Annotated in this window: 24 protein-coding genes; 11 read left to right on the top strand and 13 right to left on the bottom strand. The window is 63.0% G+C overall.

What is annotated here, in order from left to right; translation table 11 throughout:
* Nucleotides 1-76: 76 nt before the first annotated feature.
* A complete protein-coding gene (locus tag FJ443_RS05095; RefSeq protein ID WP_140494760.1) occupies nt 77-901 on the bottom strand; it encodes a L,D-transpeptidase in 825 nt (274 codons plus the stop codon).
* A 202-nt stretch (nt 902-1103) separates the two neighbouring features.
* Nucleotides 1104-1766, bottom strand: coding sequence for a haloacid dehalogenase type II (locus tag FJ443_RS05090; protein ID WP_140494758.1), 663 nt, complete (start codon nt 1764-1766; stop codon nt 1104-1106).
* 154 nt (nt 1767-1920) lie between these two features.
* Between FJ443_RS05090 and FJ443_RS05085 the strand changes: the two genes are divergently transcribed.
* From FJ443_RS05085 to FJ443_RS05070, 4 genes are all read left to right on the top strand, one after another.
* Entirely contained in the window at nt 1921-2799 is an 879-nt protein-coding gene (locus FJ443_RS05085) for a branched-chain amino acid aminotransferase (protein WP_140494756.1), read from the top strand.
* A 172-nt stretch (nt 2800-2971) separates the two neighbouring features.
* Nucleotides 2972-3574 carry a superoxide dismutase gene (locus FJ443_RS05080; protein WP_140567666.1) on the top strand — a complete coding sequence of 201 codons (603 nt, stop codon included), beginning with the start codon at nt 2972-2974 and terminating at the stop codon, nt 3572-3574.
* Between the two features lie 157 nt (nt 3575-3731).
* Nucleotides 3732-4169, top strand: a complete 438-nt coding sequence (locus tag FJ443_RS05075; protein WP_140559431.1) for a cytochrome c — start codon at nt 3732-3734, stop codon at nt 4167-4169.
* 9 nt (nt 4170-4178) lie between these two features.
* On the top strand, nt 4179-5129 hold the full coding sequence (locus FJ443_RS05070; RefSeq protein WP_140559432.1) for a cytochrome c: 951 nt from the start codon (nt 4179-4181) through the stop codon (nt 5127-5129).
* Here the strand turns inward: FJ443_RS05070 and FJ443_RS05065 are convergent, their stop codons facing one another.
* From FJ443_RS05065 to FJ443_RS05055, 3 genes are all read right to left on the bottom strand, one after another.
* Entirely contained in the window at nt 5130-5519 is a 390-nt protein-coding gene (locus FJ443_RS05065) for an SET domain-containing protein-lysine N-methyltransferase (protein ID WP_140494748.1), read from the bottom strand.
* A gap of 160 nt (nt 5520-5679) precedes the next feature.
* Nucleotides 5680-6306: a LysE family translocator gene (locus FJ443_RS05060; RefSeq protein ID WP_140517957.1), complete on the bottom strand. Its 627-nt coding sequence runs from the start codon at nt 6304-6306 to the stop codon at nt 5680-5682.
* Between the two features lie 67 nt (nt 6307-6373).
* Nucleotides 6374-8488: a S9 family peptidase gene (locus FJ443_RS05055; protein WP_140567669.1), complete on the bottom strand. Its 2115-nt coding sequence runs from the start codon at nt 8486-8488 to the stop codon at nt 6374-6376.
* A 116-nt stretch (nt 8489-8604) separates the two neighbouring features.
* Between FJ443_RS05055 and FJ443_RS05050 the strand changes: the two genes are divergently transcribed.
* Nucleotides 8605-8973 (top strand): SH3 domain-containing protein, encoded by a 369-nt coding sequence (locus FJ443_RS05050; protein ID WP_140520957.1) that lies wholly within the window; start codon nt 8605-8607, stop codon nt 8971-8973.
* 429 nt (nt 8974-9402) lie between these two features.
* Entirely contained in the window at nt 9403-9828 is a 426-nt protein-coding gene (locus tag FJ443_RS05045) for a MucR family transcriptional regulator (protein WP_095089970.1), read from the top strand.
* Nucleotides 9829-10015: 187 nt separating this feature from the next.
* Here FJ443_RS05045 and FJ443_RS05040 read toward each other — a convergent pair whose 3' ends face one another.
* Both FJ443_RS05040 and FJ443_RS05035 read right to left on the bottom strand, forming a co-directional pair.
* Nucleotides 10016-10444, bottom strand: a complete 429-nt coding sequence (locus FJ443_RS05040) for a SufE family protein (protein ID WP_140495047.1) — start codon at nt 10442-10444, stop codon at nt 10016-10018.
* Nucleotides 10445-10542: 98 nt separating this feature from the next.
* Nucleotides 10543-10890: a DUF5330 domain-containing protein gene (locus FJ443_RS05035; protein ID WP_140662982.1), complete on the bottom strand. Its 348-nt coding sequence runs from the start codon at nt 10888-10890 to the stop codon at nt 10543-10545.
* Between the two features lie 533 nt (nt 10891-11423).
* On the opposite strand from FJ443_RS05035, the gene FJ443_RS05030 reads away from it, so the two are divergent.
* The 3 genes from FJ443_RS05030 to FJ443_RS05020 all read left to right on the top strand — a co-directional run bounded on the left by FJ443_RS05030 (nt 11424) and on the right by FJ443_RS05020 (nt 14327).
* Complete coding sequence (locus FJ443_RS05030; protein WP_140662980.1) at nt 11424-13169, top strand: PAS domain-containing sensor histidine kinase; 1746 nt, start codon at nt 11424-11426, stop codon at nt 13167-13169.
* Nucleotides 13144-13908: a peptidoglycan-binding protein gene (locus FJ443_RS05025; protein WP_140520732.1), complete on the top strand. Its 765-nt coding sequence runs from the start codon at nt 13144-13146 to the stop codon at nt 13906-13908. Before FJ443_RS05030 ends, FJ443_RS05025 begins: the two co-directional genes overlap by 26 nt.
* Before the next feature lie 71 nt (nt 13909-13979).
* A complete protein-coding gene (locus FJ443_RS05020; RefSeq protein WP_140494737.1) occupies nt 13980-14327 on the top strand; it encodes a DUF1491 family protein in 348 nt (115 codons plus the stop codon).
* Here the strand turns inward: FJ443_RS05020 and FJ443_RS05015 are convergent.
* From FJ443_RS05015 to FJ443_RS04985, 6 genes are all read right to left on the bottom strand, one after another.
* Nucleotides 14305-15336: a hypothetical protein gene (locus FJ443_RS05015; RefSeq protein WP_140663380.1), complete on the bottom strand. Its 1032-nt coding sequence runs from the start codon at nt 15334-15336 to the stop codon at nt 14305-14307. The genes FJ443_RS05020 and FJ443_RS05015 overlap by 23 nt on opposite strands.
* Before the next feature lie 450 nt (nt 15337-15786).
* The gene (locus tag FJ443_RS05005; protein ID WP_140658007.1) at nt 15787-16356 is read right to left on the bottom strand and encodes a DUF1254 domain-containing protein; all 570 of its coding nucleotides are present in this window, start codon (nt 16354-16356) and stop codon (nt 15787-15789) included.
* Complete coding sequence (locus FJ443_RS05000; RefSeq protein ID WP_140662978.1) at nt 16349-16933, bottom strand: DUF1214 domain-containing protein; 585 nt, start codon at nt 16931-16933, stop codon at nt 16349-16351. The genes FJ443_RS05005 and FJ443_RS05000 overlap by 8 nt, the downstream gene beginning before the upstream one ends.
* 133 nt (nt 16934-17066) lie before the next feature.
* Entirely contained in the window at nt 17067-19220 is a 2154-nt protein-coding gene (locus FJ443_RS04995; protein WP_140662976.1) for a penicillin-binding protein 1A, read from the bottom strand.
* A gap of 206 nt (nt 19221-19426) precedes the next feature.
* Nucleotides 19427-20359 carry a dimethylarginine dimethylaminohydrolase family protein gene (locus FJ443_RS04990; RefSeq protein ID WP_140517963.1) on the bottom strand — a complete coding sequence of 311 codons (933 nt, stop codon included), beginning with the start codon at nt 20357-20359 and terminating at the stop codon, nt 19427-19429.
* A gap of 28 nt (nt 20360-20387) precedes the next feature.
* Nucleotides 20388-21977, bottom strand: a complete 1590-nt coding sequence (locus tag FJ443_RS04985) for an amidohydrolase (RefSeq protein WP_181167194.1) — start codon at nt 21975-21977, stop codon at nt 20388-20390.
* Nucleotides 21978-22052: 75 nt separating this feature from the next.
* Between FJ443_RS04985 and FJ443_RS04980 the strand changes: the two genes are divergently transcribed.
* Nucleotides 22053-22949 carry a LysR substrate-binding domain-containing protein gene (locus tag FJ443_RS04980; protein WP_140494716.1) on the top strand — a complete coding sequence of 299 codons (897 nt, stop codon included), beginning with the start codon at nt 22053-22055 and terminating at the stop codon, nt 22947-22949.
* A 159-nt stretch (nt 22950-23108) separates the two neighbouring features.
* On the top strand, nt 23109-24203 hold the full coding sequence (locus FJ443_RS04975) for an ABC transporter ATP-binding protein (RefSeq protein WP_140494713.1): 1095 nt from the start codon (nt 23109-23111) through the stop codon (nt 24201-24203).
* The last annotated feature ends 25 nt before the right edge of the window (nt 24204-24228 follow it).

The following is a 24228-nucleotide window of genomic DNA, read 5'->3' as shown; positions in this document are numbered from 1 at the left end:
ATCGCGCAACGGCCATGCAGGGATAGGCTGATGTGGAGGTGAAGGCGGCGAGTCGCCGCATTCACCCTCGCTCCCATCAGAAAATCGCGTCGCTCACCGCTTTCACCGGGCCAAGCAGCACCGATCCGTCCGGCACGCCGGCATCGATCGGGATGGCTTTGTGATTCGCGGTCGCCACCATGGGCTGGCTGGCGTCGCTGGTCACGATGACCGGGGTCTTCGAAGGCACGCGATCATATAGGTCTATAATGTCCTGGTTCATCAGGCGCACGCAGCCCGACGACACCGACTTGCCGATCGAACGCCATTCCGGCGAGCCGTGCAGCCGGTAGAGCGTGTCGACGTTGCCCTGGAAGAGATAGAGCGCACGTGCACCGAGCGGGTTTTTCAGCCCGCCCGGCATACCGCCATTGTCAGCGCTGTATTGCCTCAGTTCCGGCTGCCGGGCGATCATCTCGTCCGGCGGCGTCCATTTCGGCCACTTCTGTTTCCACTGGACGACGGCATCGCCCGACCATTCGAAGCCGGCGCGGCCGAGGCCGACGCCGTAGCGGATCGCCTGGCCGCCCGGACGAACCAGATAGAGGAAGTGGCCGGTCGTATCGACGACGATGGTTCCCGGCTTCTGGCCGGTCGGGTCGGGCACGATCTGGCGCAGGAATTGCGGATCGATCCTGTCGACGGGAATGGCCGGCACTTCGAAACCGCCATCGCTGACGGCGGCGTACATCGTCACGTAGTCGGCGAGCGGCGGCTCGACATAGGCCGGTGGCGGTGGCTCGACTGGCCCGGACCCGGTGGTGGCGCATGCGGAAACCGCGATCGAGGCGGCGCCCAGGGCTGCGGCATTGAGAAAGCCGCGACGGCTCAGGCGATAGGATTCGATTTCGGCTGGGAACATGGTTGCCTTCTTTAAGTCTGAAATCGCAACAAAGCATGAATATGCCGACCGTTGCGAGGGTGCCTGATCAACACTTGGGCGCGATAGGCGGTTCCGAATCTGGCCTCAAGGTGGACAAACAAAGGCGAAGCTGTGACCGCGTCGCCACTGTGGCGCTACGGTCACAGGAGCGAAAACCAGGATTACTTTTGGGCCGCATGCGTTAGCCACCTGTGACAAGGGCATCGAGCGACGGCAGGATCAGGGCCGGTGGAAAATCCCGATACTCCTCCGGCTGGTTGGAGCGGTTGATCCACACGGTGCGGAAGCCGAACTTGGTCGCGCCGGCAATGTCCCAGCGGTTGGACGACTGGAAGGAGACCGCACCCGGATAGAGGCGCCAGCCTGTCGTGACCATGTCGTAGACCGACGGATCGGTCTTGAAGCGCCGTACCGCATCGACGGAATAGATATCGTCCAGCACCTGATCGAGCGCCGCGGATTTAACGGCTGCCTCCAGCATTTCCGGTGAACCGTTGGACAGGATTGCCAGCTTGGCGCCGGACGCCTTCAGCGCCTTCAGCACGGCGGGCACTTCCGCATAGCAGTCCAGCCGCCAATAGGCATCCAGCAATGCCGCCTTGAGGCCGGGATCGGCAGAGGGCACCTTGTGCAACGCGAAATCAAGTGCCTGCTCGGTGAGTTGCCAAAAATCGGCATAGGCGCCCATCAACGTACGCACCCAGGAATATTCGAGTTGCTTGGCGCGCCAGATCTCGGACAGCAACTGGCCGTCCGGTCCGATGGCGTCGGCGTGGCGGCGCACGGCGGCATGAACATCGAACAGTGTGCCGTAGGCGTCGAAAACATAAGCGGCGTATTGCATGGCAACAGTTTTGAGGCGAGGCGGGGCAAGGTGCAAGTCTTGATTGCAGCGCGCCGTCTGTGGCCTCAACAAAACTCCCCGATGCTGGTTGACGACGCCGGCCAAAGCGTCATCCAATGCTGCAACACGAGATTGATCGGAACGGGACAAAGCAATGACACTGGCGGCTGCCGCACTTTCCGCGACATGGACTTTCGTCGACGGCGACTGGTACGAGGGCAATGTCGCCGTTTTGGGCCCGCGCAGCCACGCAATGTGGCTCGGCACCAGCGTGTTCGACGGCGCCCGCTGGTTCGAGGGTGTCGCTCCCGATCTTGACCTTCATGCCGCGCGCGTGAATGCCTCGGCGATCGCGCTCGGTCTCAAGCCTTCGATGACGGCCGAGAAGATCGTCGGGCTGACCTGGGACGGATTGAAGAAATTCGATGGCAAGACGGCTGTCTATATCAGGCCGATGTATTGGGCCGAGCACGGCGGCTATATGGGCGTGCCGGCCGATCCCGCCTCGACCCGTTTCTGCCTGTGCCTCTACGAATCGCCGATGATCTCGCCGACCGGCTTTTCCGTGACGGTTTCGCCGTTCCGGCGCCCGACTATCGAAACCATGCCGACCAACGCCAAGGCCGGCTGCCTCTATCCCAACAATGGCCGCGCCATCCTCGAAGCCAAGATGCGCGGCTTCGACAACGCCCTGGTGCTCGACATGCTGGGCAACGTCGCCGAGACCGGAACCTCGAACATCTTCCTGGTCAAGGACGGCCACGTCCTGACGCCGGCGCCGAACGGCACCTTCCTGTCGGGCATCACCCGCTCGCGCACGATGACGTTGCTTGGCGAGTACGGGTTCAAGACCACGGAAAAGGCGCTGTCGGTGCGTGAATTCCTCGAAGCGGATGAGATTTTTTCGACCGGCAACCATTCCAAGGTCATTCCGATCACGCGCATCGAGGACCGCAGCCTGCAGCCCGGGCCGGTGGCCAAGAAGGCGCGGGAGCTCTATTGGGATTGGGCGCATTCGACGTCGGCGGGCTGATCCGTCCAGGCTTTTCGTCGCAATGCGCCCGGTTTCCGGAAACTGTGTGACAGTTCTCCGGAACCCGCTTAGAAAGAGCACCCGGCGCTTCACTTTTCGGAGTTGTCCGAACCCAATCCAGACCTATCTTAGTCCGGTATCGACACCGGATTTCCTTGAGGGAGTACCTTCCATGGCTTTTGAATTGCCCGCTCTGCCTTACGACTATGAGGCCTTGCAGCCCTACATGTCGAAAGAGACGCTGGAATATCACCACGACAAGCACCACAAGGCCTATGTCGACAACGGCAATAAGCTTGCCGCCGAAGCCGGCCTTGGCGATCTGTCGGTAGAAGAGGTGGTCAAGCAGTCGTTCGGCAAGAATGCCGGCCTCTTCAACAATGCCGCCCAGCACTACAATCACATCCATTTCTGGAAGTGGATGAAAAAGGGCGGCGGCGGCAACAAGCTGCCGGGTGCGTTGCAGGAGGCTTTCGACAGCGATCTGGGTGGCTACGACAAATTCAAGGCCGACTTCATCGCCGCCGGCACGACCCAGTTCGGTTCCGGCTGGGCCTGGGTTTCGGTCAAGGATGGCAAGCTGGCGATCTCGAAGACGCCGAACGGCGAGAATCCCCTCGTCCATGGCGCGGCGCCGATCCTCGGCGTCGATGTCTGGGAGCACTCCTATTACATCGACTATCGCAACGCCCGGCCGAAATATCTCGAGGCCTTCGTCGACAGCCTGATCAACTGGGATCATGTTCTCGAACTCTACGAAAAAGCGAAAGCCTGATCGAGATTCAGAAAGCCCCGGCACCCCCGGGGCTTTTCTTTTTCTGTGCCGAGATCCCACAGCAAAGGTCTGCAAAATCGTCGGGGGAAGGGAATATTCCTCCCGCCACGTCCGTTAACGTCCTGTCCCGAAATGCCCTCATCATGGAGCTAATTGAATGAGAAAGCTTGTCGTCGCCATCTCTATGCTCGCGTTCGCCGGTTCGGCGGCCTTTGCCGACCCGATCCTCGACCGCCAGGCCCTGATGAAGGAACGCGGGAAGATCGTCGGCGGCCTGTCGAAAGTGGTCAAGGGTGAGGAGCCCTTTGATGCCGCCGCAGTACTGACTGCGCTGCAGGCGCTCCAGGCGAACGCGGAAAAATTCGACGCCGACGTCCTGTTCCCGGCGGGCAGCGACACGGGCGACACCACGGCGGCGCCGAAGATCTGGCAAGACATGGCCGGTTTCAAGGCGACAGAAGACAAGTATCTTGCCGACGTCAAGGCCGCGGTCGCCGCGGCCCCAGCCGACGTGGATTCCCTGAAGACGCAAATCGGCGTCATCGGCTCCGACTGCGGCACCTGCCACAAGGGCTACAGGGTCAAGAAAGGCTAATCGCCGGCCATGGCATGGCTGAGGAAGTTTGTCGGCGCCGCACTCGTGCTCGGCGGCGTCGGCGCGGTTGCCGCGTGGACGCTTTCGGCGCCGGTGAAGCTCGATGCGGAAACCCTGGCCAAGCTCGCGCCTGGTGACGCGGCCAGGGGCAAGCGCATTTTTTATGCCGGCGGCTGCACCTCCTGCCATGCAAAACCCGGTTCGAAAGGCGATGAGCGGCTCGAACTTGTCGGCGGCCTTGAACTCAAGACTCCGTTTGGCACGTTTGTGCCGCCCAACATTTCGCAAGACCCCAAGGACGGCATCGGCGCGTGGTCGGCCGAGGATCTCGCCAATGCCATGCTGAAGGGTGTCTCGCCGTCGGGCGAGCATTTCTATCCGGCATTTCCCTATACGTCCTACGCGCGCATGAAGCCCGCCGACATTGCCGATCTCTATGCCTTCCTGAAGACGCTGCCGGCGGTTGCCGGCCGAGCGCCGGCCAATTCATTGAGTTTCCCGTTCAACATCCGTCGCGGTATCGGCTTGTGGAAACGGCTCTATCTCAGCGAGCAGCCTGTTGTGTCCCTGCCCGAAGGCGCGCCTGGTCCTGTGATTGCCGGTCGCTACCTGGTCGAGGGACCGGGTCATTGCGGCGAATGTCACACACCGCGTGACCTTGCGGGGGGGACAAAGAAGAGCGAGTGGCTGGCTGGAGCCACAGCCGCCGAAGGCAGCGGCATCGTCCCCAATATCACCTCCGGGGAGGGCGGCATCGGCGACTGGTCGCAGGCCGATATCGCCAACTATCTCGAAACCGGCTTCACGCCCGATTTCGATTCCGTTGGCGGGGCCATGGTCGACGTGCAGAGGAACATGGCCGAACTGGCGCCCGAGGACCGCGCGGCGATCGCGGCCTATCTCAAGGCGGTTCCGCCGCATCCGAACGGCTATCCGGCGCGCAAAAAACCGGCGAGCTGACTACGGGTGGCGATCGCCCAGGAAGTCGAAGCCCGCCGCGAAGAAATGATTGTAGTTGCAGGTCAGTTCCTCGCCGGCCGCGATGTCGCGCAACGCAAAGCTTTCCTCCGGCGAGGATACGTCGCAATTCGGCTCGTCGGCGTGGTTCATGTAGCGTGCATCGTCGGCCTCGAAGACGATGTAGTTCGGATCTCGCCTGTCCGGATAGGCATAGCGATCGAGATAGCTCTTCACCGGTCCTGTCTGGCTCTCATAGGTCTCGACCTCGATGAGCCGGTCGAATCTCGGATCCAGCTTCCAGATCATCGTGCCGCGGGAAATGGGATTCTTGGCAAAGACACCAATGCCCTGGATGGGGGATTTGTCGAGATAGACGTCGACGAGCAGCATGGCAGGCCCTTGTGCGATTGTGGGCTGTCATGGCCCGGGACAAAACGCGCCTTGGGTAGCGCGCGGGCATCGCAATTGCGAGCGAAAACCAGCAACACGGAATTCAAAAACCAATGATTGCCCGGCTCGCCGAGAAGGCCGCGCCGGTCACCGTTTCGCGTCAGCGCTGCTGAAGCGCCAGCCGCACGCCCAGGCCGCAATAGATGCCGCCGACAATCTTGCCCTGCCATTTTAACACCGTGGGATTTCGACGCAGGAAAGTGCCAAGCCCGCCTGCGCTCACCGCGAAAACCACTGTGCTGAAGAGGCCCAGCAGAACAAAGATGATCCCCAATACCGCCAGTTGGAGCATGACCGATCCGTTTTCGGGCCGGACGAACTGTGGCAGGAACGCGAGGAAGAAAAGCGCCGTCTTGGGGTTGAGCATCTCAGTCAGTATGGCTTGCCGAAACGCCTTGCCCGCTGAGATTGGGAACCTGCCGGCGGCGAGATCGGCCGGCGTCTTTTCCATGATCGCGCGAATGCCGAGATAAACGAGATATGCCGCACCGAGATACTTCACGGCGCTGAACAACACCGCCGATGCGGCGACGATCGCCGAGATGCCGACCATGGCCGTGAAGGTGTGAAACACGTCGCCGGCCGCGATCCCTGCGCCGGTTGCGATGCCGGCTTTGGTTCCCGAACTCGTTGCCCGCGCGACCGTCAGCAGCGTGGCGGGGCCGGGAATAAACACAAAACCGAGCACCACGGCGACATAGGTGGTCAATGTGGCCAGGTCGATCATTGCTCGCATCCTCCTCGGCGTTCGTCGCCGATCAAGTCACGCCAGGGGCCGAAGGGCAATGACCGCTTCAGCCCTGCGGCCCTGTTGCCTTGCCTGTCACTCTCAAGGCGAATGAATATGTGTAGGCGATCTCCTCCAGCCGGGAAAACCGGCCGGACGCGCCGGCATGGCCCGATTCCATGTTGATCTTGAACAGGACCGGATTGTCGCCCGTCTTGCGCTCGCGCAGCCGCGCCACCCATTTGGCCGGTTCCCAATAGGTGACGCGCGGGTCAGTGAGACCGGCTAGCGCCAGGATCGGTGGATAGCCGAGCGCGGCGACATTGTCATAGGGCGAGTAGGCGGCGATCGTCCGGTAATCGTCCGCCGACGCGATCGGATTGCCCCATTCAGGCCACTCCGGCGGGGTCAGCGGCAGGCTGGCGTCGAGCATGGTGGTGAGCACGTCGACGAAAGGCACCTCGGCAACGATGCCGCCGAAACAGTCCGGCGCCATGTTGGCGACCGCGCCCATCAGCATGCCGCCGGCGGATCCACCTTGCGCGACGATGCGGTCATGCACAGTGTAGCGTTCGGCGACCAGATGGCGTGCACAGGCGATGAAATCGGTGAAAGTGTTCATCTTGTGCGCCCGCTTGCCGTCATCGTACCAGCCATAGCCCTTGTCCTTGCCGCCGCGGACGTGGGCGATTGCAAAGACAAAGCCGCGGTCGACCAGCGAGAACCAGTTGGTGTTGAAGGCCGCCGGCACCGTGATGCCATAGGAACCGTAGCCGTAAAGCAGGCAAGGCGCGGAGCCGTCCAGCGGGGTATCGCGGCGGTACAAGAGCGAGACCGGCACCAATTCGCCATCAGCCGCGGGCGCCATCAGCCGACGCGTGACATAGCGCTCCGGGTCGTGGCCGGACGGCACCTCCTGGGTCTTGAGCAACACGCGCTCGCGGGTGCGCATGTTGTAGTCGAAGACCTGCGCCGGCGTCGTCATCGATGAATAGGTGAAGCGCATGATCTCGGTGTCGTATTCCAGGGATCCCGACAGGCCGAGCGAAAACGCCTCCTCGTCGAAGGAGATCAGGTGTTCCTCGCCGGTTGCACGGTCGCGCACGACGATGCGCGGCAGGCCCTCCTTGCGCTCCAGCCTGACCATATGGTTCTTGAAGCCGATCACCGACAGGATCAGCCGGCCGGCCTCGTGCGGAACCAGTTCCTGCCAGTTGGCGCGGATCGGATCGCTCGCCGGCGCCGTCATGATCTTGAAGTCCTTGGCCCCATCGGCGTTGGTCAGGATGAAGAAAATGTCGCCGCCTTCCTCCATCTCGTATTGAAGACCGGTCTCGCGCGCCGCCACCAGCTTCGGCTCGCCAAACGGCTCGCCCGCGCTCAGCAGCCGGTATTCCGATGTCTCGTGGTCGTTGATGGCAACCATGATCCATTCATTGGAGCGCGTGCCGCCGACATTCATGAAGAAGCCGGGATCATTTTCCTCATAGATCAGCCGGTCGCTTGCCGGATCCTGCCCAAGCGCATGGAACAGCACCTTGGAGGGACGGTGGTTGGGGTCGAGCCGGGTGTAGAAAAACCCGTCATTGGCGGCGTTCCACACCCCCGAACCGCCAGTGTCTGGAACCGTGTCCGCGAGTTCCTTGCCGTCGGAGAGGTCGCGCACCCGAAGCGTATAGAATTCGGAGCCCTTGTCGTCGAACGCCCATAAAAGCTTGCCATGGTCGGCCGAATGATCGACGCCGCCAAGCCGGAAATAGGCCTTGCCTTCGGCCTCGGCATCGCCGTCGAGCAGGATATGCTGCGCGCCGCCGTCCCGCGGCATGCGGAAATAGCGCGGCTGCTCGCCGCCGAGTTTGAAGGAGGAGCCATACGCGTAGGGTCCGTCCTTCATCGGCACGGAAGAATCGTCCTCCTTGATGCGACCCTTCATCTCCTTGAACAGCCGCTTCCGCAAATCGGCCGTGTCGGCCATCAGTTTCGACTGGTAGGCGTTCTCGGCTTCGAGATGGGCGCGGATGCCCGCATCGAGCAATGCGGGGTCCCTGAACATCTCCTGCCAATTGTCGGCCCGCAGCCAGGAATAGTCGTCCGTTCGCGTGATACCGTGATGCGTGTCGAAAACCGGCCGCTTCTCGGGCGTTGGCGGGGTGACATCCGGGAATGCAGAAGTTTTGGTCATTGCGTCTCGCTTTGGAAATGTCCTGAATGGCCAATGAACACGCCGATCAGCGCGGGTTCAAGAGCCGGGTCTTATTGCTGCGCCGGGCTCCAGAAAGCGGGCCGGGAGGAGAAATAATGTATATCTATGCTCGCACCGTCGCGGCTCTCGCCGTCGTTTCCGCGACTATGGCCATCGCCGGCCAATCTCATGCGACCGTATTCGCCGCTTGGCAAGTGGCCAACGTGCCGTTCGGCGACACGCTCAACGTGCGCAAATATCCCTCGGGCACGTCCCAGAAACAGGCCGCATATCCGAACGGCACCGTTTTGCAGATGACCGGACGATGCACTGGCGGGACGAACCTGCTCGACATCGCTAATCAGCCGGCATGGAAGCAGCAGCAGGCGGTTCGCTATCGCTGGTGCGAAGTCTGGCATGATCCGGCGAAGAACGGCGGTTTTGTCACCGGGTGGGCCTATGGCAAATACATCGCCCCGTATTGAGTGATCCGAGCTGGTCGGCTGCACGACGCGTGAGGGCCGGCAATGGCCGAGGTGGGGCAACCTATGGTTTTGTGAAAGGGGGTGAGCAACCAAGATTGCCGGCGCGATCGCCAAGCAAAGCGAAGCACTCGGAGATGCTTTGTGAGTTAGCGCGAATGTAACGGTTAGCTAACGCTGCGTCACCGGTCGCTGGTTTCGCCTGCGAAATATCGAAAAATTACATCGTGCACGAAAGATTGAAGCTGATCCGAAAATATTTGATCAACATCGTTCAATATAGTGCAAGGATCGAATTGACTTACTTGCTAGGTAGGTTCATTGATGCCCCCGCGACACGAATCGCAGAAGCTCTGTCTGCACAAAATTCGTGCAATGCCTTGCCTGTAAAAAAGGGCGCACTAAACTAACTCTCGTTGGGGCCTGAAGACCATGGATATTGTCGAAACACCTTCCAGAAACAGCGACGCGCTGATCGAGCTGACCGCCGACGTGGTGGCCGCCTATGTCAGCAACAATCCCGTGCCGGTCGGCGAACTGCCGAACCTCATCTCCGATGTCCATGCTGCTCTCGGGCGTGTGGGCGGAACCGCCGAACAGCCGCCCGCCGACAAGCAGAAGCCGGCAGTGAACCCGAAGCGCTCGGTTCATGACGACTACATCGTTTGCCTTGAAGACGGCAAAAAGTTCAAGTCGCTCAAGCGTCACCTGATGACCCACTATGATCTGACGCCGGATCAGTATCGCGAAAAGTGGAACCTCGACCCGAGCTACCCGATGGTTGCCCCGAACTACGCGGCCGCCCGCTCCCAGCTCGCCAAGAAGATGGGCCTCGGCCGCAAGCGCAAGGCCCGCTAAGCATTTGCTGCCAGGTGAGTACACTTAGTATCGCGGAATGCGGCTCAAACGATAGATAGAGCCGGACGGACAGTTCAACCGGATCGATATCGGCGCCTTCGGGCGCCGTTTTACTTTGCCGGCCGGGCCGGGACAGAGCTGGTAACAGTGCGCGGTACGATGCGATCGGCTGATCGCGGAGGCGGTATCAGGCCGTCTGCTCGAGCGCGGCCTCTGCGTCGCGCCTGATGCGCTTGACCATCGAGCGAAGGCCGTTGGCGCGCTGCGGCGACAGGTGCTCGTCCAGGCCGAGCGCCTTCAGCGTCGCTTCCGCATCGATTTTCTGGATTTCGCTGGCGGTCTTGCCGGAGAACAGCGCCAGCATGATCGCCACCAGCCCGCGTACGATATGGGCGTCCGAATCGCCCCTGAAGGTGATGACCGGATCGCCGCCCGGTCCCCGTTCGGTGGTCAGCCAGACCTGGCTGACGCAGCCCGGCACCTTGTTGGCGGCGGTGCGTTCCTCATCCGGGAATGGCGGCAGCGCCTCGCCGAGTTCGATGACATAACGATAGCGGTCCTCCCATTCGTCAAGGAATGAGAAGTCGTCGCGGATCGTCTGGATCGTGGTCGTCATGACAGGGATATAGTCATCCACCGTCGCCGCGTCACGGAAAAACAAGGACACCGCGGGCGTCGAGAGGCAGACTGCCCGCGGTGCGCCGTCGAAACGGCTTAATTCTTTACCGGCAGGTTGACTGTCTCGGGCAAGACGACTTCTTCGGGAATGCTGCCGGTCATTGTGGAGATGTCGGGGCCGGCGGACTTGTCGTCCAGCATGGCGGCCGCGATCTTGGCGGTCTCCTTGGCCCTTGCGGTGATGGTGTGCATTGCCGACTTGCCGGTCTCACAGACATCGGGCTTGCGTTCGCAAATGCCGGCGATGTCGCCGACCGCGTCGCGGGCCGCGAACAAAGCCTGGATCGGGCCCACGCTTTCTTGACCCGGCTCGGAACCGACGCCCAGCGGCAGTGCCAGCAGCACCAGCGAAAACCAGAAAGCCATTCTCATCAGGAAGAACATGCTCGCCTCTTGTCGTGACCGGATCATGCATCCATGAGCATGACCTCTTTTGTGGGCGGGATATTGGCACACAGGCGCAAAGGACGGCTTGCGGGTTAGCCGAGAATTTTCTTCAAATTTGAGGCAAATTCGAAACGAAGCGTTTTGCTGTCGATTTGTCTCAGATTGGGACCATTTTTCTTATCATCCATTAGCCATACACCCCTTTGTTTCTATTGCGTTTTCCACAAAATCAGGCGGTCGGTGCACTGCCGCTGGCCACGCCGCGGGCGGTCCCTGCGGATAACCCTCCGTTTACTATGGTGGCATTTGCCCGCGTTTTTGGGCGCTCCCATCCCGATATTCGCCGTGGGCCGGGCCTTGGGTCGGCCCTGCCTTATCCATTCTTTAAAGGCTGGGTGCGAGTTTCAGAGTCAATCAAAACGATCTGCAAAAGCAGAGCTGTTCACGACGAGTGCGGGTGCGTTGAGTTGATGCCGATCAAGGCCAGATACGTTGAATTGCCTGGGGCAATGGCCGCCGGTTGTGAACGTATGGTCCATCCCTCCATTCTTGGGCTGGACGACCGCGAGCGTCAGCGTCGCTTTATCGGCGCCATGCTGGCCGCTCCGTTCTTTGCCGCCGGTGCCGCGGTCACGCTCGTCACGTCAGGCATGGGCGCAGCCGTCACCGTGGCCGCCATCTTCGCGGCCTTTGGTCTTTGCTGGTTCATCGCCTTGCTGGTGGCCGCGACCGGCAGGATGGATCTGGCCGGCCGGGCCGCGCTGGCGATCGCGGGACTTGCGCTCGCCGGTCTTGTTGCCGCTGCCGGCGGGCTGAGCTCTCCGGTCGCGATGCTTTTCGTGGCGCTGCCGTTCGAAGCCTGGTGGATCGGCGCCTCGCGCCGCGCAGCGCTGTGGGGAGCCGTCTGCGCCGTCGTCGCCATTCTGTTGCAGCCTGTGACGGCAACCGTCCTCCCGCACGCCGCGGTGCCGATCGCCGCGTGGCACTGGCTGCTGCCATTGGCCTGGGCGCTGACGCTGGTGCCGCGTATATCGGCGGTTCGCAACACGGCGGCTGCGGCCGACGTAGGGGACACCGGCGATCGTCTGGAAGACATGATCGACGCGGTGGTCCTGCGCGTCGCCCGCCATGGCGAGGTTATCGATGCCTCGGCAAAGGCGCGTACGCTGTTGAAGCTGCCCCCGCAACTGCTTTGCGGAACCGGGCTTTTCGATCGCGTGCATCTCTCGGATCGCGTCTCCTATCTCAGTGCCTTGGCCGACATGCGAGGCGGGGCGCTGTCGCGCAGGCTGGAGTTGCGCGTCAGGCTGCCGCAGGACGGCAATGGACAGAATGGCAATGGCGCGGCAGACAACTATCGGCCGTTTTCGCTCGAACTGATGCGCGCTCAGGAGCAGGGCGACGTTTTCACGCTTGTGCTGCGCGAGAACGACGAGGTCGCCCGGTTGCGCGAAGACCTCGGCGCCGCCAATGACGCGGCCGCCGCCGCCGAAGTGGCGAAAGGGCGCTTCCTGGCGGTGGTGAGCCACGAACTGCGCACGCCGCTCAATGCCATCATCGGATTCTCCGACATGCTGCTGCACGAGATGTTCGGCGCCTTCAAGGATCCACGGCAGAAGGAATATGTCGGTCTGGTGCGCGATTCCGGCCAGCATCTGCTTGCCGTCGTAACCTCCATTCTCGACGTGTCGCGGATCGAATCGGGCGTCTATGCGACCGAACCGGAGCCATTCCGCTTCATGGAAGCCGTCGACATGTGTCAGCAGATGATGCGGCTCCAGGCGCAGGCCAAGAACATCGATCTCAAGGCGCAGATCGCGCCGGACGCCGGCGAAATCAACGCCGACCGGCGCGCCGTGCAGCAGATCCTCATCAATCTCGTCTCGAATGCGATCAAGTTCACGCCCGATGGCGGCGATGTCGTCGTCGGTGCCAAGCGGATCGGTTCGCGCCTGCATTTCTGGGTGCGGGACACCGGCATCGGTATCGCCGAGGAAGATTTCGCCAATCTCGGCAAGCCGTTCATGCAGATCCAGAACGACTATACCCGTCGTTTCGAGGGGACCGGCCTTGGCCTGTCGCTGGTCAAGGGACTGGTGGCGCTGCACGAAGGCACCATGTCGATCGAAAGCATGCCGGGCGAGGGCACCACGGTCACCATCAGCCTGCCGGTGAACGGGCCGAAAGGGCGGCCGGCGGACAAGGCCGGGGTGCTGACGATGCCGCTGGCCAGGGCGAAAGGGGACGGAAATGGCGCGCTCCGCAAAACAGCCTAAGGCGGCCAAGCGCCGCAGCAACGCCTTCCAGGACGGAGCCGTCGCCATCGGCGGCATGATTTCGCGCAATCCCGTCCTGGCGGGAGGGTCGACGGCATTCCTGGTGACGCTGTTCTACGTTTCGGCGAATGCGCTGTGGTACCAGCCTTTTCCGCATGCCGGCGCCTTCTTCGCGACCCGCAGCATGCAGGGCGTTCCGCACGCGGCCGCTGATGAGCCGGAGACCACCTTCAACATCGTGCGGCCAGGTACCGCGCCGGCGCCGGTCAAGGGCGATCCGGTGGTGGAGCAGGTGCAGGGCATATTGAAGGATCTCGATTTCTACGCCGGCACGGTCGACGGCATTTCCGGACCCAACACGCGCAAGGCGATCCAGGCCTATCAGCAGAAGGTTGGGCTCAACACGTCCGGCGAGATCGACGCGCTGCTGCTCGATCAGCTGGGCGCGACCCCGAAAACCGCCGCCGTGCCGAAACCGCAACCGCGTCCCGAAGTGTCGCAGGCGGTTCCAGTGTCGCTGCAGACCGATACGGCTTCCCAAGCGCCGGATCCTCGCATTGTCAAGATACAGGCCGGGCTCAAGGCCTTCGGCAATGACGACATGCAGCTCGACGGCGTCGTCGGCGCCCGTACCAAGGCGGCCATCAAGGAATTCCAGTCGCTGTTCGGCCTGCCGCAGACCGGCGAGCCCGACGAACTGGTCTATGTCAAGATGCGCGAGATCGGCCTGACCAACTGACGGCGCAAACAACGGCTCGCCCAGCGGTGTAAATACCGATAGATAGCCCGCATGCTGTCCGGACTTTTCTCATGCGCGTGACCACGGATCTGTGGGTATCGGCCCTGTTGCGTCGGGTTTTCGGCGCGGGCGGATTTGCCGCCGTGGTCAAGCGCGGCGCGACCGAAGCCGGCGCCGTGTTCGTCCTGACGCGGAGCCGGCTTGGTGAAATCGCTCTCTATGGGCCGGCGCCACAGACGAGCTACGATTCGGCCAAGCCCGACGACCGTTTCTTTAGCCTTCTCGCCACCGCCGCCGATGCTTCGGTGCTGGACGCCAGGCTGGAACGCGAGAAGAAATTCGATCCCGACATCTGGGTGGTTGAGATCGAGGCCGGCGCTGTTCCTGTCGAGGAGCTTATTTCCGTGAAGATGTCCTGAGGCCAGGGAAGGCCGCTGCATCGTCACTGTTCGACGCCTCGCGGCTGGCGCTGTTGGTGGGGGCGGCGTCGCGAACCACATCGGACAGGGTCACGGCCTTCCATTCCCGCACCTTGTCCAGCGCCGCGTCGCGGTGCAGGAGCCGGTAGCGATCGAGGAAGGTTCGGATCGCCTGCGGATGCGGAAACTCGCGGAAGTAGACGGCAACCGTGATCAGGAATGCCCGGTCCTCGCTGAGGTCGAGCGAGCGCAGCGCCGCCAGCAGCGGCATGTAATTCTGGTTCGCCGTCAGCAACCTGGCCGTCGAGAAATCGATATCGAGCGCGTCGGCGAGCGCGGTCTGGAAGAAGGCGGCGTTTCCGGTCAGCGCCGTCTCGCGCAATTTGGCATAGGTGTCGGCTCCGGTGAACGGATCGACCTGCGCCGCCTGCGCCTCCTCGCCGGTCCGCATCATGGAGCGCAGTCTGCGCCGCGCATTTTCGGCACCAACGCCCGGCGTCTGCTGCTTCGCCGCGCTGTCGGCGGCCGGCGCCTTCGAGGGAGCGGTTTGTGCCGGAGAGACTTCCGCTTCCGGATCGCGCACCCGCACCAGCGTCGGCCTTTCCAGTGCCCTGATCAGATCGGCGATAGTCGGATTAAGGTTCTTGCGGCGCGCGATCGCGCGCGCATGCGGCAGCCCGTGCCGGCCGATCAGCGCAATGAGGTCGATGTCACTGACTGCGCGCGAGCGGATGAGCAAGGGGGCGGCGATGTCTACCGGCTCCTCGCACAGGCGCCGCACCAGCCCGGCCGGAGCATATTCGCATTCAGAGAGGGCCGCCGCAACGTAGCGGCGCGATTCGGCGGACACGTTGTCGAACAGCGGCAGCGTCAGATCTTCGAGCTGGCCAATTTCACGGCGGGATGGCCGGGTGAGCGAGCAGAACGCAGACACCGCTGCGCGGAACAGCCTTTCGGCCTTTCCTGATTCCGTCCTTGCCGCGATTTGCCTGAAGTCCGAAGATGACACGAGGGATACGCCCGATACTCTATACACGCTTGACCATGCTCGGAACCATGTCGGTTTCGCGATTGCCAAAAACAAAGATCAAGTTAGCTGGGATCCGTTAGCGCTCCGTTAACCCTCTGCCGGCCTTAATGATATTTGGAGGCGTTGCGTTGTGCTCCGGGGCAACCGAGAGGAATACGCGAACCATGGGCATGGTACTGTCTTTCGTGCCGAGAACGGCACCGACCAATCGAGCAAAGCAAACCACCGAAATACCGGCGGCGGTGATCATCTTTCCCGGTATCCGCTATGAGCGGTCCGCCGCGGGGGAAGCGCGGCCTGCCGGCCCTGACAAGCCGGGATCGCCACGCACGCCAGTGCCGCACCACTGAACGTTCTTGAGGCCGAGGCGGGAATCATCCCTGCGGCACCGCCCTTGATTGTTGTGATGCTGACTGTCCGGGCCGCGGTCTAAAAGTCCTGCAGCTCGCACGAACTCTGCTCCAGAAAGCGCGACACGATCGACTTCCAGCTGTCGTCCGGCACGAAGCTGCGGATGACGAATATGCCCTCGTCGATCGGCGCTTCGACGAAGATCGCTCCCTGAAGCTCCTCGGGAAGGTCCCTGCGTATGTCGATCATCTGCGCCGGCGTCAGCACCACGGCATCCAGCTTGCTCCCGGTCGCCGTGTGGTCGTTGAATGAATAGATGTTGTGGCCGTTGCGGTCATAGACCGACACCGACCAGAAGGGCACATTGCCCGGCGCTCTGATCCTCACCATTCCCTCCTCGAGGTCGAACCGGCAAGCCGTCGCATAAAACAACGGGTCGACCGATTTCACCACCGGCGCGCCGCCCGCCTCGGCATCGAGCCGGGTCATCCGGTACAGATCCGATGCCATCGACAGCCGCGACCAGGCATCGCGTTCCGAGAATTCAGGCACCAGAAGCAGCACGACGATATGCACGATACCGGCACCGACGAGGCCGAGAAGGACGGCATGCACAAGTCTGCGCGTCGCGGCGTAGACACTACGCATCGCAGCCGACCTTGGTGATCTTGGGCAGCGAAACATCCGACAGGCCGGTGCTGCTGGCGATCGGCGTGTCGTAGAATGTCAAGACGAAATACATCCTGCCGGAACCGTCGGTCAGCAGCCAATTGCCGGGCATCGGTTGATGGCCGACGGAAATGAGCACCGAATTGTCGGATCGGCGCAGCACGCCATAGGATTGAAGTGCGGCAAGCCGCGATTTGCCGGTCTCGACCACGCCGAGCGATTGGTCGGCGGCATAGAGGGTCCAGAATCGGGCGGTCGGAAATCCGCCTTCGATCGTGTAGGTACATTCGCGCCTGAGCTCTCCGCCAGCTGCGTCGTCCTCGGCGACAAAGGACAGCCCTTCGGCGCGGCCAAGCGCGAGCACGCCCTCGCGCGCCACGCGGGCCTTGGAATAGGGGTCGGCTGCGGGTGTACCGATGTCGGGAAAGGCGGTCCACTGGCCGATTCTGATCGCCCCGACGCCGTCCTGCATTTTCAGCGCATACCAGACGCTGGCGCCGCCGCCGCCGATGGCTATGGCAAGCGAAAGCAGCGTCAGGAAGGCGTTCTTGAGCATGAAAGGCCGGGCGCATGAAGAATTGCCGCTCGGGGATATCGCGGCGCGGGGTCGTGTGGCAAGCCGCAGGACGCGGATTCGCAAGGTGTGGCTTTTCCATCTTCCCGAAGACAGAAGGGAAGAGGCGCCGCGATCACAGCGCCGACAGCGTTTCGGGCGGAGCAGATGCACCGAGCCTGCGCGCCGTTTCGAACAGGTGGGTCATGTCCCTGAGCGTCTGTGTCGTCCGGCTGGACAGCACCGGCGGCCGTTCGGCGGCGGCATCGGCCGCTGCCTGTTCCTCGCTCTTCTTCTGCGCTTCCGCGGCCCTGGCCGCGATCTCCTCGTCGACGAAGGGCTTGTCGATGCCGGGGATAGGCTTGAGGTCGATGTTCTGATGCGCATAGACCATGAGCCGCTGCCACACCATCGCCGGCAGCGAGCCGCCTGTCATGTTCTTGGTCGGGGTGAAATCGTCATTGCCCAGCCAGACGGCCGCCGTGTAGTTGCCGGTGAAGCCGACGAACCAGGCATCGCGGTAGGATTGCGTCGTGCCGGTCTTGCCGGCGACGACGATGTTGGGGATCTGCGCGCGCCTGGCGGTACCCATCGCCGGTACCGCGACAAGCATGGTGTTCATCGATTTCAGCGCCTGCTCGGACAGCACGCGATGCGGCGGCGGCGCATCCTTGGCGAAATCGTAGACCACCTCGCCGGTGCGGGTGACGAGCTGCGTGATCCCATGCCTGGAGCCGACAAAGCCGTTCTGCGCGAACACGCTGTAGCCCGTCGCCTGGTCCATCACTGTCATGCCCGAGGTGCCGAGCACCATGGTCTTGTGCGCTTCGAGCGGCGATTCCACGCCGAACGATTCCGCCATCGCCTTGATCGGCCCGATACCGAGATAATCCTTGGCAAGCCGCACGGGCACGGTATTGATCGACTTGGCCATGGCCACGATGAGCGGAACCTTGCCCGCCGACTCGCCACCGTAATTGTGCGGCGACCAGTTGCCCCAGCTGATCGGCCCGCCTGATACGATCGAGTTCGGCGTAAAGCCGTGCTCCATAGCCGTTGCATAGACATAGGGCTTGAAGGAGGAACCGGTCTGGCGCAGCGCCTTGGTGGCGCGGTTGAACTGGCTGGCGCCATAGTCGCGGCCGCCGACGATCGCGCGCACCGCGCCGTTGGTCTCGATGACCACCACGGCCCCTTCGGTGACGTTGTACTCCTTGCCGAACTGGCGCAGGTGGAACTCCACCGACTCTTCTGCCGCCTTCTGGATGTTGGCGTCGAAGGTGGTGTGCGCCACCAGCGAGTGCTGCCCGGGCTTGGCGATCTTCTTAACCTCGTCGAAGGCCCAGTCGAGGAAATAGTCGGGGCTCTTCTGTTCGCCGCGGTCGACGACATCGGCCGGATGCAGCCTTGCCTGCAGCACCTGGCCCTCGGTCATGAAGCCGGAATCGACGAGATTGGACAGCACCACATTGGCGCGCGCGCGCGCCGCCGGCAGGTTGATGTGCGGCGCGTATTTGGTCGGCGCCTTGAACAGGCCTGCAAGCATCGCCGCCTCGGCGAGATTGAGGTCCTTGACGCTCTTGCCGAAATAGAAGTCCGCCGCCGCCTCGATGCCGAACGTGCCGCCGCCCATATAGGCGCGGTCGAGATAGAGCTGCAAGATTTCCTTCTTCGACAGATTGGCTTCGAGCCACAGCGACAGGAAGGCTTCCTTGATCTTGCGCTCGAAGGTGCGCTCATTGGTCAGGAACAGGTTCTTGGCCAGCTGCTGCGTGATGCTGGAGCCGCCCTGGACGACGGAGTTTGCCCGCACATTTTCGAAGATTGCGCGCGACAGGCCGAGAACGTCGATGCCGTAATGGTCGAAGAAACGCCGGTCCTCGGTGGCAAGCACCGCCTTGATGACGTGGTCCGGCATTTCGTCGACCGGCACGGAATCGCGCTGGATGATGCCGCGCTGGCCGATCTCGTCGCCATAACGGTCGAGGAAGGTAACGGCGAAGTCGCCCTGGGCGCGCCAGTCGCCGGCCGTGTCCTGGAAGGCGGGAATAGCCAGCGCCAGCATGACGACGATGCCGCCGGCGCCAAGCGTGAAACCTTCGCTCAACAGCTCGACGATGCCACGGCGCCAGCCGTTGACGCGAAAGCGCCGCGAGAAAATCGTCGCGCCCTCCCAGAACTGGCGCGCCTTGAACCCGATCTCGTAGAGAGAGGAATCGATCCATGCGTCGAGCGCCAGCAGCCGAGCGGCGATCGTACCTCTTCTCTTGCGTGGTTCAGGACTGACCATTCAAAAACCCGGACGGCTATGGCACGGCCTGAAAACCAAGCGGGCAGTTTCAGGGCGACGCCGCCCTGACTATTCATCCATTTGCGGACGCCCACAAGGGTGGCGAGGACACACCTGCGGGGTTTGTTGATGGGGGCGGTTACAAACCGCCATTCACCCGCCTGACGCTGATCAGGCCGGCGAAGATGGGGGTTGCCGTTCCGGGCTCAGGCCGCCTCGCGCTTCAGCGCCTGCGCCATGCAGTGGATGCCGCCGCCGGTCTTGGAGATCTCGCTCATGTCGACGGCCGCCACCTCGAAGCCGCGCGCCTTGAGTTGACCGATCAGCGACTGGCTGGATGTCGGCGCGATCACCCTGTCCTTGCCAAGCGACATGAAGTTGCAACCGAGCGCCATCGTGTCCTGGAACGGCACGTCGATGATCTCGTGCCCTTTGCCCTTCAGCCAGTCGACGATCCCCGGCTCGGTGCAGGCGAGGCAGACGGCGGTGAGTTTTTCGGCGATCGGCACCACCATCAGGTCGATATGGACATAGTACTCGTCGATGAAGGCGATGCGTGTTTCCCAACCTTCTTTTTCGAACCAGGCCTGCACCTGCCGGGCGCCTTCTTCCTGCGTGCGGGCGCCGCCGCAGCCGATCAGCACAACGCCGTCCTCGATGACGTTGAAATCGCCGCCCTCGAAGGTGCCTGCGGTGACCATGTCGTAGATCGGGATACCGAGTTTTTCATAGGTGCGGATGGCGGCGTAATTCTCGCCGCGCCGCCACCAATTGGCCATGGCGGTGATGATGGCGCCGTAGGGCGTCATTACGCTGGAATCGCGGGAGTAGACCTGCATCGGCAGCTCCGGCGTCGGCTCGTGCCAGTGGATGTTGACGCCGAAATGCTCGTAGGCCGCGACCAGATCCTTGTGTTGTGCCTGCGCGATCTGGATGTTGCAGGGCGCCTCGCGCAGGTGCTTGCGCGACAGGGAGCTGGTCGAGAGATGGCGCAGGAAATTGGGCGAGCCGAGCAGCACATCGGTCAAGACGTCGGTCTCGTTGGCGAAACCCCATGATGTCAGCGGCTTGGTGCCGCCGGCTGGGTTGCGGCGCTGCAGCGAAAACGGCTCGGCGATGATGCGGTCATGAACGGTCATGCGGTTCTCCTCGTATGGGCGTTTGCGGTCATTGCTTGCTTGGTATCCACCAGTCGCGGCCGCGCGGCGTGGTGACATATTCCGGCCAGCGGAAGTTGATGGGCGGATCGTAGTCGCAGAGCGGGGCGATCCAGGTCGAACCGCCAATGCCGCCGCCGGTTCGGGTGACGAACTCGTCCATCGCCATGTCGCGCGCGGCCTTGTCTTCCAGCAGGCGAAGGGCGGATAGCGCGACGGTCTTCGCCGCGCAGATGACCATCGGGTCGATGGTCGCCGGGATGCCACCCAGCGCGTTCATCGCCCAAGCTGGAAAAACATGACCGTTTGCCGAACGCAGGGCAGGGCGGGCGACATAGAAACGCGCCGTCGGCGTGTGCCAGCTCATGTCGGTGTAGTCGTCCGAGGTCGAGTTCACCTGCGACGGCGGCAGGTCGCGGCGCAGGATCGCCTCTGCCTCCTGTGGTGCAATCAGCCGCTCCAGCTCGTCGATGAAGGGGTTTTCGCTCGCCACCCCACCGGCATTGACCTGGATCTCGCGGGCGATCTTCTTCGCCGCCTCGTCCCAGCGGGGCGGGCCGACGCTCGCCAACGCCTCATAGGCGATCCCGGCCATGGCATGATTGGCCAGCCCCGGCCGCGACTTCGAAACCCAGTGCCGTTCGTAGCGGCAGCCGCTGATCGCGGCGGCGGCCGAGGCGTTTCGGTCGAGCACGGCGGTGACCTGCTCGGCCATGGCGATGGTCGGAACACGGATCATGTACTGGATCTCGGCAAGGCCTGCCGGCAGATTGTCGGCGGTGGCCTGGCCCGCCGTCAGGATCGCCTCGCTGATCGACCAGCCGCCCTGGTGCGGCAGCATGGAATCGCGCAGCGCCTTGGAGGCTATGTACATCGTCATCAGCGCGTCGTTGGCGCCGGGCGCGCGAACCGCCGAATGTGCCTGCGGGATCGGGGCGCCGTCGCCGGCGGCGCGTGCCCAATTCTCGGGCTCATCGCAGATGAAGCGATAGATCATCGCGTAGGCAGCGCCGCAATGGGTGTCCCAGCGCGCAGTGTTGCAGAGCGGCAGCATGTAGAAGGGATGGAAGGAGATCATGCCGGCAAGGCCGTCATAATAGCCTTTGGCTGCATGGATCGGTTTCGAGCCGCGCACCTTCTCCGCCGGCTCGCCGGTGAAGCGCAGCGTGCCTGCAATGCCGTGGCGCTGCATGGCGGCCTTTGTGGCGAGCAGACCGCCCAGGCTGGCCATGCCCAGGCCCGAGTGCGGATCGGTATGGCCGCCGGCTTCGGAGCCGAGCCCTGGGCGGGGCCGCTTCACCGTGGCAGCGTCCTGGCAGTTGCCGGGCACGGCGTCATATTCGGCATACATGCCGATGGTCGGACCGTCTCCATTGGTCCAGTGGGCGCAGAAGGCCGTCGGCATGCCCGCGGAGCCTTCCTCGACCGCAAACCCCTCGCGCTTCAGCCGATCGACATACCAATCTGCCGACTGGTACTCGCGCCAGGCGGTCTCGCCGAAGTCGAAGATGGTGCGCGTCCAGGCCGACAGCAGCGGCTGGATGCCGTCGAGGCAGGCAAGAGCGGTTTCTTGCGCCGATGTCGTCACCGGTTTTTCCATGCGCCAAAGAAAGCAGTGAAGCGGCTTGCCAAAAAGTGATATGTTTTCCCGGTTCGTGCAAATTCGGTTCACCTCTTGAGAATTCCATCGACGCAGGCGCTGCGCGCCCTCGACAGTTTCGCCCGTCATGGCAGCGTCTGGCGCGCCGCCGACGAATTGCACCTCACCCGCAGTGCGGTCAGCCATCAATTGCGCTTGCTCGAACGCGACCTCGGCTTCGATCTGCTGGAGCGCATCGGCAAGGGCGTGGCGCTGACGCCGCGCGGCCAGCGCTATGCCGCGGACGTGCGCAAGGCGCTGACCGTGCTCGGCGACGCGGTGGCGCAAAACGCCGGCACCGGGGTCGGCGGCTCCTTCGCAGTCTCATGCACACCAGGCTTCGCCTCGCTGTTCTTGTGCACCCATATCGGCGAGTTCCGGCAGATGTATCCTGATGTGGCGCTGAGCATACTGACGCCCCGGCGGCTCGACGACGTCAGCAATCCGGACGCCGACGCCTTCATTGCCTTTGGCGTCGGCAACTGGCCGAACCGCGTGGTGGAACTGCTGTGCGATATCTCGTTCACGCCGCTCTGCAGCCCGACGCTACTCAACAAAGTGGGCGGCTTTTCCAAGCCCGCCGACGTCCTGCGCGCCAACCTGCTGCATCTTGGCGATACGGAGGACTGGGCGCGCTGGCTGGCGCTGGCCAAGGTCGAGAACCCCGACACCGAGGGCGGCATCTTCTTTTCCGACATGAACCTCGTTTTCTCGGCGGCGATTGCCGGCCAGGGCATCGCCATGGGGGACGAGCTGACCAGCCGCCGGGCGCTGAGTGAGGGCCGGCTGGTCAAGCCGTTCGAGACCTCGATCCCGTCGCCGCGTTCCTATTTCCTGGTTTCCGAGCACGCCAAGGCGGGTCACCCTGTGCTGGAGGCGTTTGGGGGATGGTTGAGGTCGAAGCTATCGGAGAACAGGTTGCGGACATATTGAGATCAACTGATCTCCCCCAGGAGAGGTGAATTTCGCGGCTCCAGCGTCGCCGGCATTCGCCATAGATGAATCAAATTTGCCGATCAGGCGAAAACTATTCGGTTGCGGTGAGCCTTCGCGCTGCCTACGATTTCCCCCAGCCACCAAGGAAGAGGCAGGATGCAGCAACCCGGCCGGGCCGCAGAGATCAAGGCGAACGGGATCGGCAAGAGCTTCGGCTCGTTCCGTGCGCTGGACAATCTGACGCTCAATATCGGCCGCGGCGAGTTTTTGACGCTGCTCGGCCCCTCCGGCTCCGGCAAGACCACCTTCCTGATGATCCTGGCCGGCTTCCTGCAGCCCAGCGAGGGCCGCCTGTTCAGCGACGGCGTCGATATTACCGACCGGCCGGCCGAGCAGCGCGCCGCCGGCATGGTGTTCCAGGGCTATGCGCTCTTCCCGCATATGAGCGTCGAGCAAAACATCGCCTTTCCCCTCAAGGTTCGCAAGAAATCTGCCGCCGAGATCAAGCGTAGCGTCGGCGAGATGATAGAGCGCGTCGGTCTGCTCGGCCACGAGAAGAAGCTGCCGGCGCAGCTTTCCGGCGGCCAGCAACAACGCGTGGCGCTGGCCCGCGCGCTGGTGTTCGAGCCGGGCGTGCTTTTGCTCGACGAGCCGTTCTCGGCGCTGGACAAGAGCCTGCGCGGTCAGATGCAGGCCGAGATGAAGCGCCTGCACCAGGAGACCGGCACCACCTTCGTCTTCGTCACCCACGACCAGAGCGAGGCGCTGGCGCTGTCCTCGCGTGTCGCCATCTTCAACCATGGCAAATTGTTGCAGGTCGGAGCGCCTGACGAGGTCTATGACCGGCCCGCCAACCGCTTCGTCGCCGAGTTCCTGGGCGAGATCAATATGCTGCCGCTGAAGGGCGTGCGCGTCGCCGACCATGGCGCGACCGCGCTCTGCGAAGACCGGGCAATCAAGCTGCGCGGCAACGCCGAAGCAGTGGATGGCAATGCCATCCTGGCGATCCGGCCAGAACATATGTCGATAGCGCGCGAGGCGGCGGCAGGCGAGAACGGCATAGCTGCCACCGCGATCGGATCGACCTATCTGGGCGCGGCGACCAAACTCGACCTTACGACACGCCAAGGTGCGAAGGTGACCGTCTCTGTGCCGAACGAGGTCGCGGCCGCGGCACTCAGCAAAGGCAATTCCGTCTGGCTGACCTGGCCGGCGGAAAAGGGTTTCCTCCTTCCGGACGGAGGGCAATGAGCACCGGCGCGGCCTGAATTCGCCG

This window comes from Mesorhizobium sp. B2-6-1, from assembly GCF_006440475.1.
GTDB lineage: Bacteria > Pseudomonadota > Alphaproteobacteria > Rhizobiales > Rhizobiaceae > Mesorhizobium.
The sequence above is the reverse complement of the archived record's forward strand: the minus strand, read 5'-3'. Positions and strand labels throughout refer to the sequence as shown.

Excerpts from the sequence above, each read along its gene's own strand:
- FJ443_RS05095 (WP_140494760.1), bottom strand. The coding sequence starts at position 901 with ATGTTCCCAGCCGAAATCGAATCCTATCGCCTGAGCCGTCGCGGCTTT.
- FJ443_RS05090 (WP_140494758.1), bottom strand. The coding sequence starts at position 1,766 with ATGCAATACGCCGCTTATGTTTTCGACGCCTACGGCACACTGTTCGAT.
- FJ443_RS05085 (WP_140494756.1), top strand. The coding sequence starts at position 1,921 with ATGACACTGGCGGCTGCCGCACTTTCCGCGACATGGACTTTCGTCGAC.
- FJ443_RS05080 (WP_140567666.1), top strand. The coding sequence starts at position 2,972 with ATGGCTTTTGAATTGCCCGCTCTGCCTTACGACTATGAGGCCTTGCAG.
- FJ443_RS05075 (WP_140559431.1), top strand. The coding sequence starts at position 3,732 with ATGAGAAAGCTTGTCGTCGCCATCTCTATGCTCGCGTTCGCCGGTTCG.
- FJ443_RS05070 (WP_140559432.1), top strand. The coding sequence starts at position 4,179 with ATGGCATGGCTGAGGAAGTTTGTCGGCGCCGCACTCGTGCTCGGCGGC.
- FJ443_RS05065 (WP_140494748.1), bottom strand. The coding sequence starts at position 5,519 with ATGCTGCTCGTCGACGTCTATCTCGACAAATCCCCCATCCAGGGCATT.
- FJ443_RS05060 (WP_140517957.1), bottom strand. The coding sequence starts at position 6,306 with ATGATCGACCTGGCCACATTGACCACCTATGTCGCCGTGGTGCTCGGT.
- FJ443_RS05055 (WP_140567669.1), bottom strand. The coding sequence starts at position 8,488 with ATGACCAAAACTTCTGCATTCCCGGATGTCACCCCGCCAACGCCCGAG.
- FJ443_RS05050 (WP_140520957.1), top strand. The coding sequence starts at position 8,605 with ATGTATATCTATGCTCGCACCGTCGCGGCTCTCGCCGTCGTTTCCGCG.
- FJ443_RS05045 (WP_095089970.1), top strand. The coding sequence starts at position 9,403 with ATGGATATTGTCGAAACACCTTCCAGAAACAGCGACGCGCTGATCGAG.
- FJ443_RS05040 (WP_140495047.1), bottom strand. The coding sequence starts at position 10,444 with ATGACGACCACGATCCAGACGATCCGCGACGACTTCTCATTCCTTGAC.
- FJ443_RS05035 (WP_140662982.1), bottom strand. The coding sequence starts at position 10,890 with ATGTTCTTCCTGATGAGAATGGCTTTCTGGTTTTCGCTGGTGCTGCTG.
- FJ443_RS05030 (WP_140662980.1), top strand. The coding sequence starts at position 11,424 with ATGGTCCATCCCTCCATTCTTGGGCTGGACGACCGCGAGCGTCAGCGT.
- FJ443_RS05025 (WP_140520732.1), top strand. The coding sequence starts at position 13,144 with ATGGCGCGCTCCGCAAAACAGCCTAAGGCGGCCAAGCGCCGCAGCAAC.
- FJ443_RS05020 (WP_140494737.1), top strand. The coding sequence starts at position 13,980 with ATGCGCGTGACCACGGATCTGTGGGTATCGGCCCTGTTGCGTCGGGTT.
- FJ443_RS05005 (WP_140658007.1), bottom strand. The coding sequence starts at position 16,356 with ATGCGTAGTGTCTACGCCGCGACGCGCAGACTTGTGCATGCCGTCCTT.
- FJ443_RS05000 (WP_140662978.1), bottom strand. The coding sequence starts at position 16,933 with ATGCTCAAGAACGCCTTCCTGACGCTGCTTTCGCTTGCCATAGCCATC.
- FJ443_RS04995 (WP_140662976.1), bottom strand. The coding sequence starts at position 19,220 with ATGGTCAGTCCTGAACCACGCAAGAGAAGAGGTACGATCGCCGCTCGG.
- FJ443_RS04990 (WP_140517963.1), bottom strand. The coding sequence starts at position 20,359 with ATGACCGTTCATGACCGCATCATCGCCGAGCCGTTTTCGCTGCAGCGC.
- FJ443_RS04985 (WP_181167194.1), bottom strand. The coding sequence starts at position 21,977 with ATGGAAAAACCGGTGACGACATCGGCGCAAGAAACCGCTCTTGCCTGC.
- FJ443_RS04975 (WP_140494713.1), top strand. The coding sequence starts at position 23,109 with ATGCAGCAACCCGGCCGGGCCGCAGAGATCAAGGCGAACGGGATCGGC.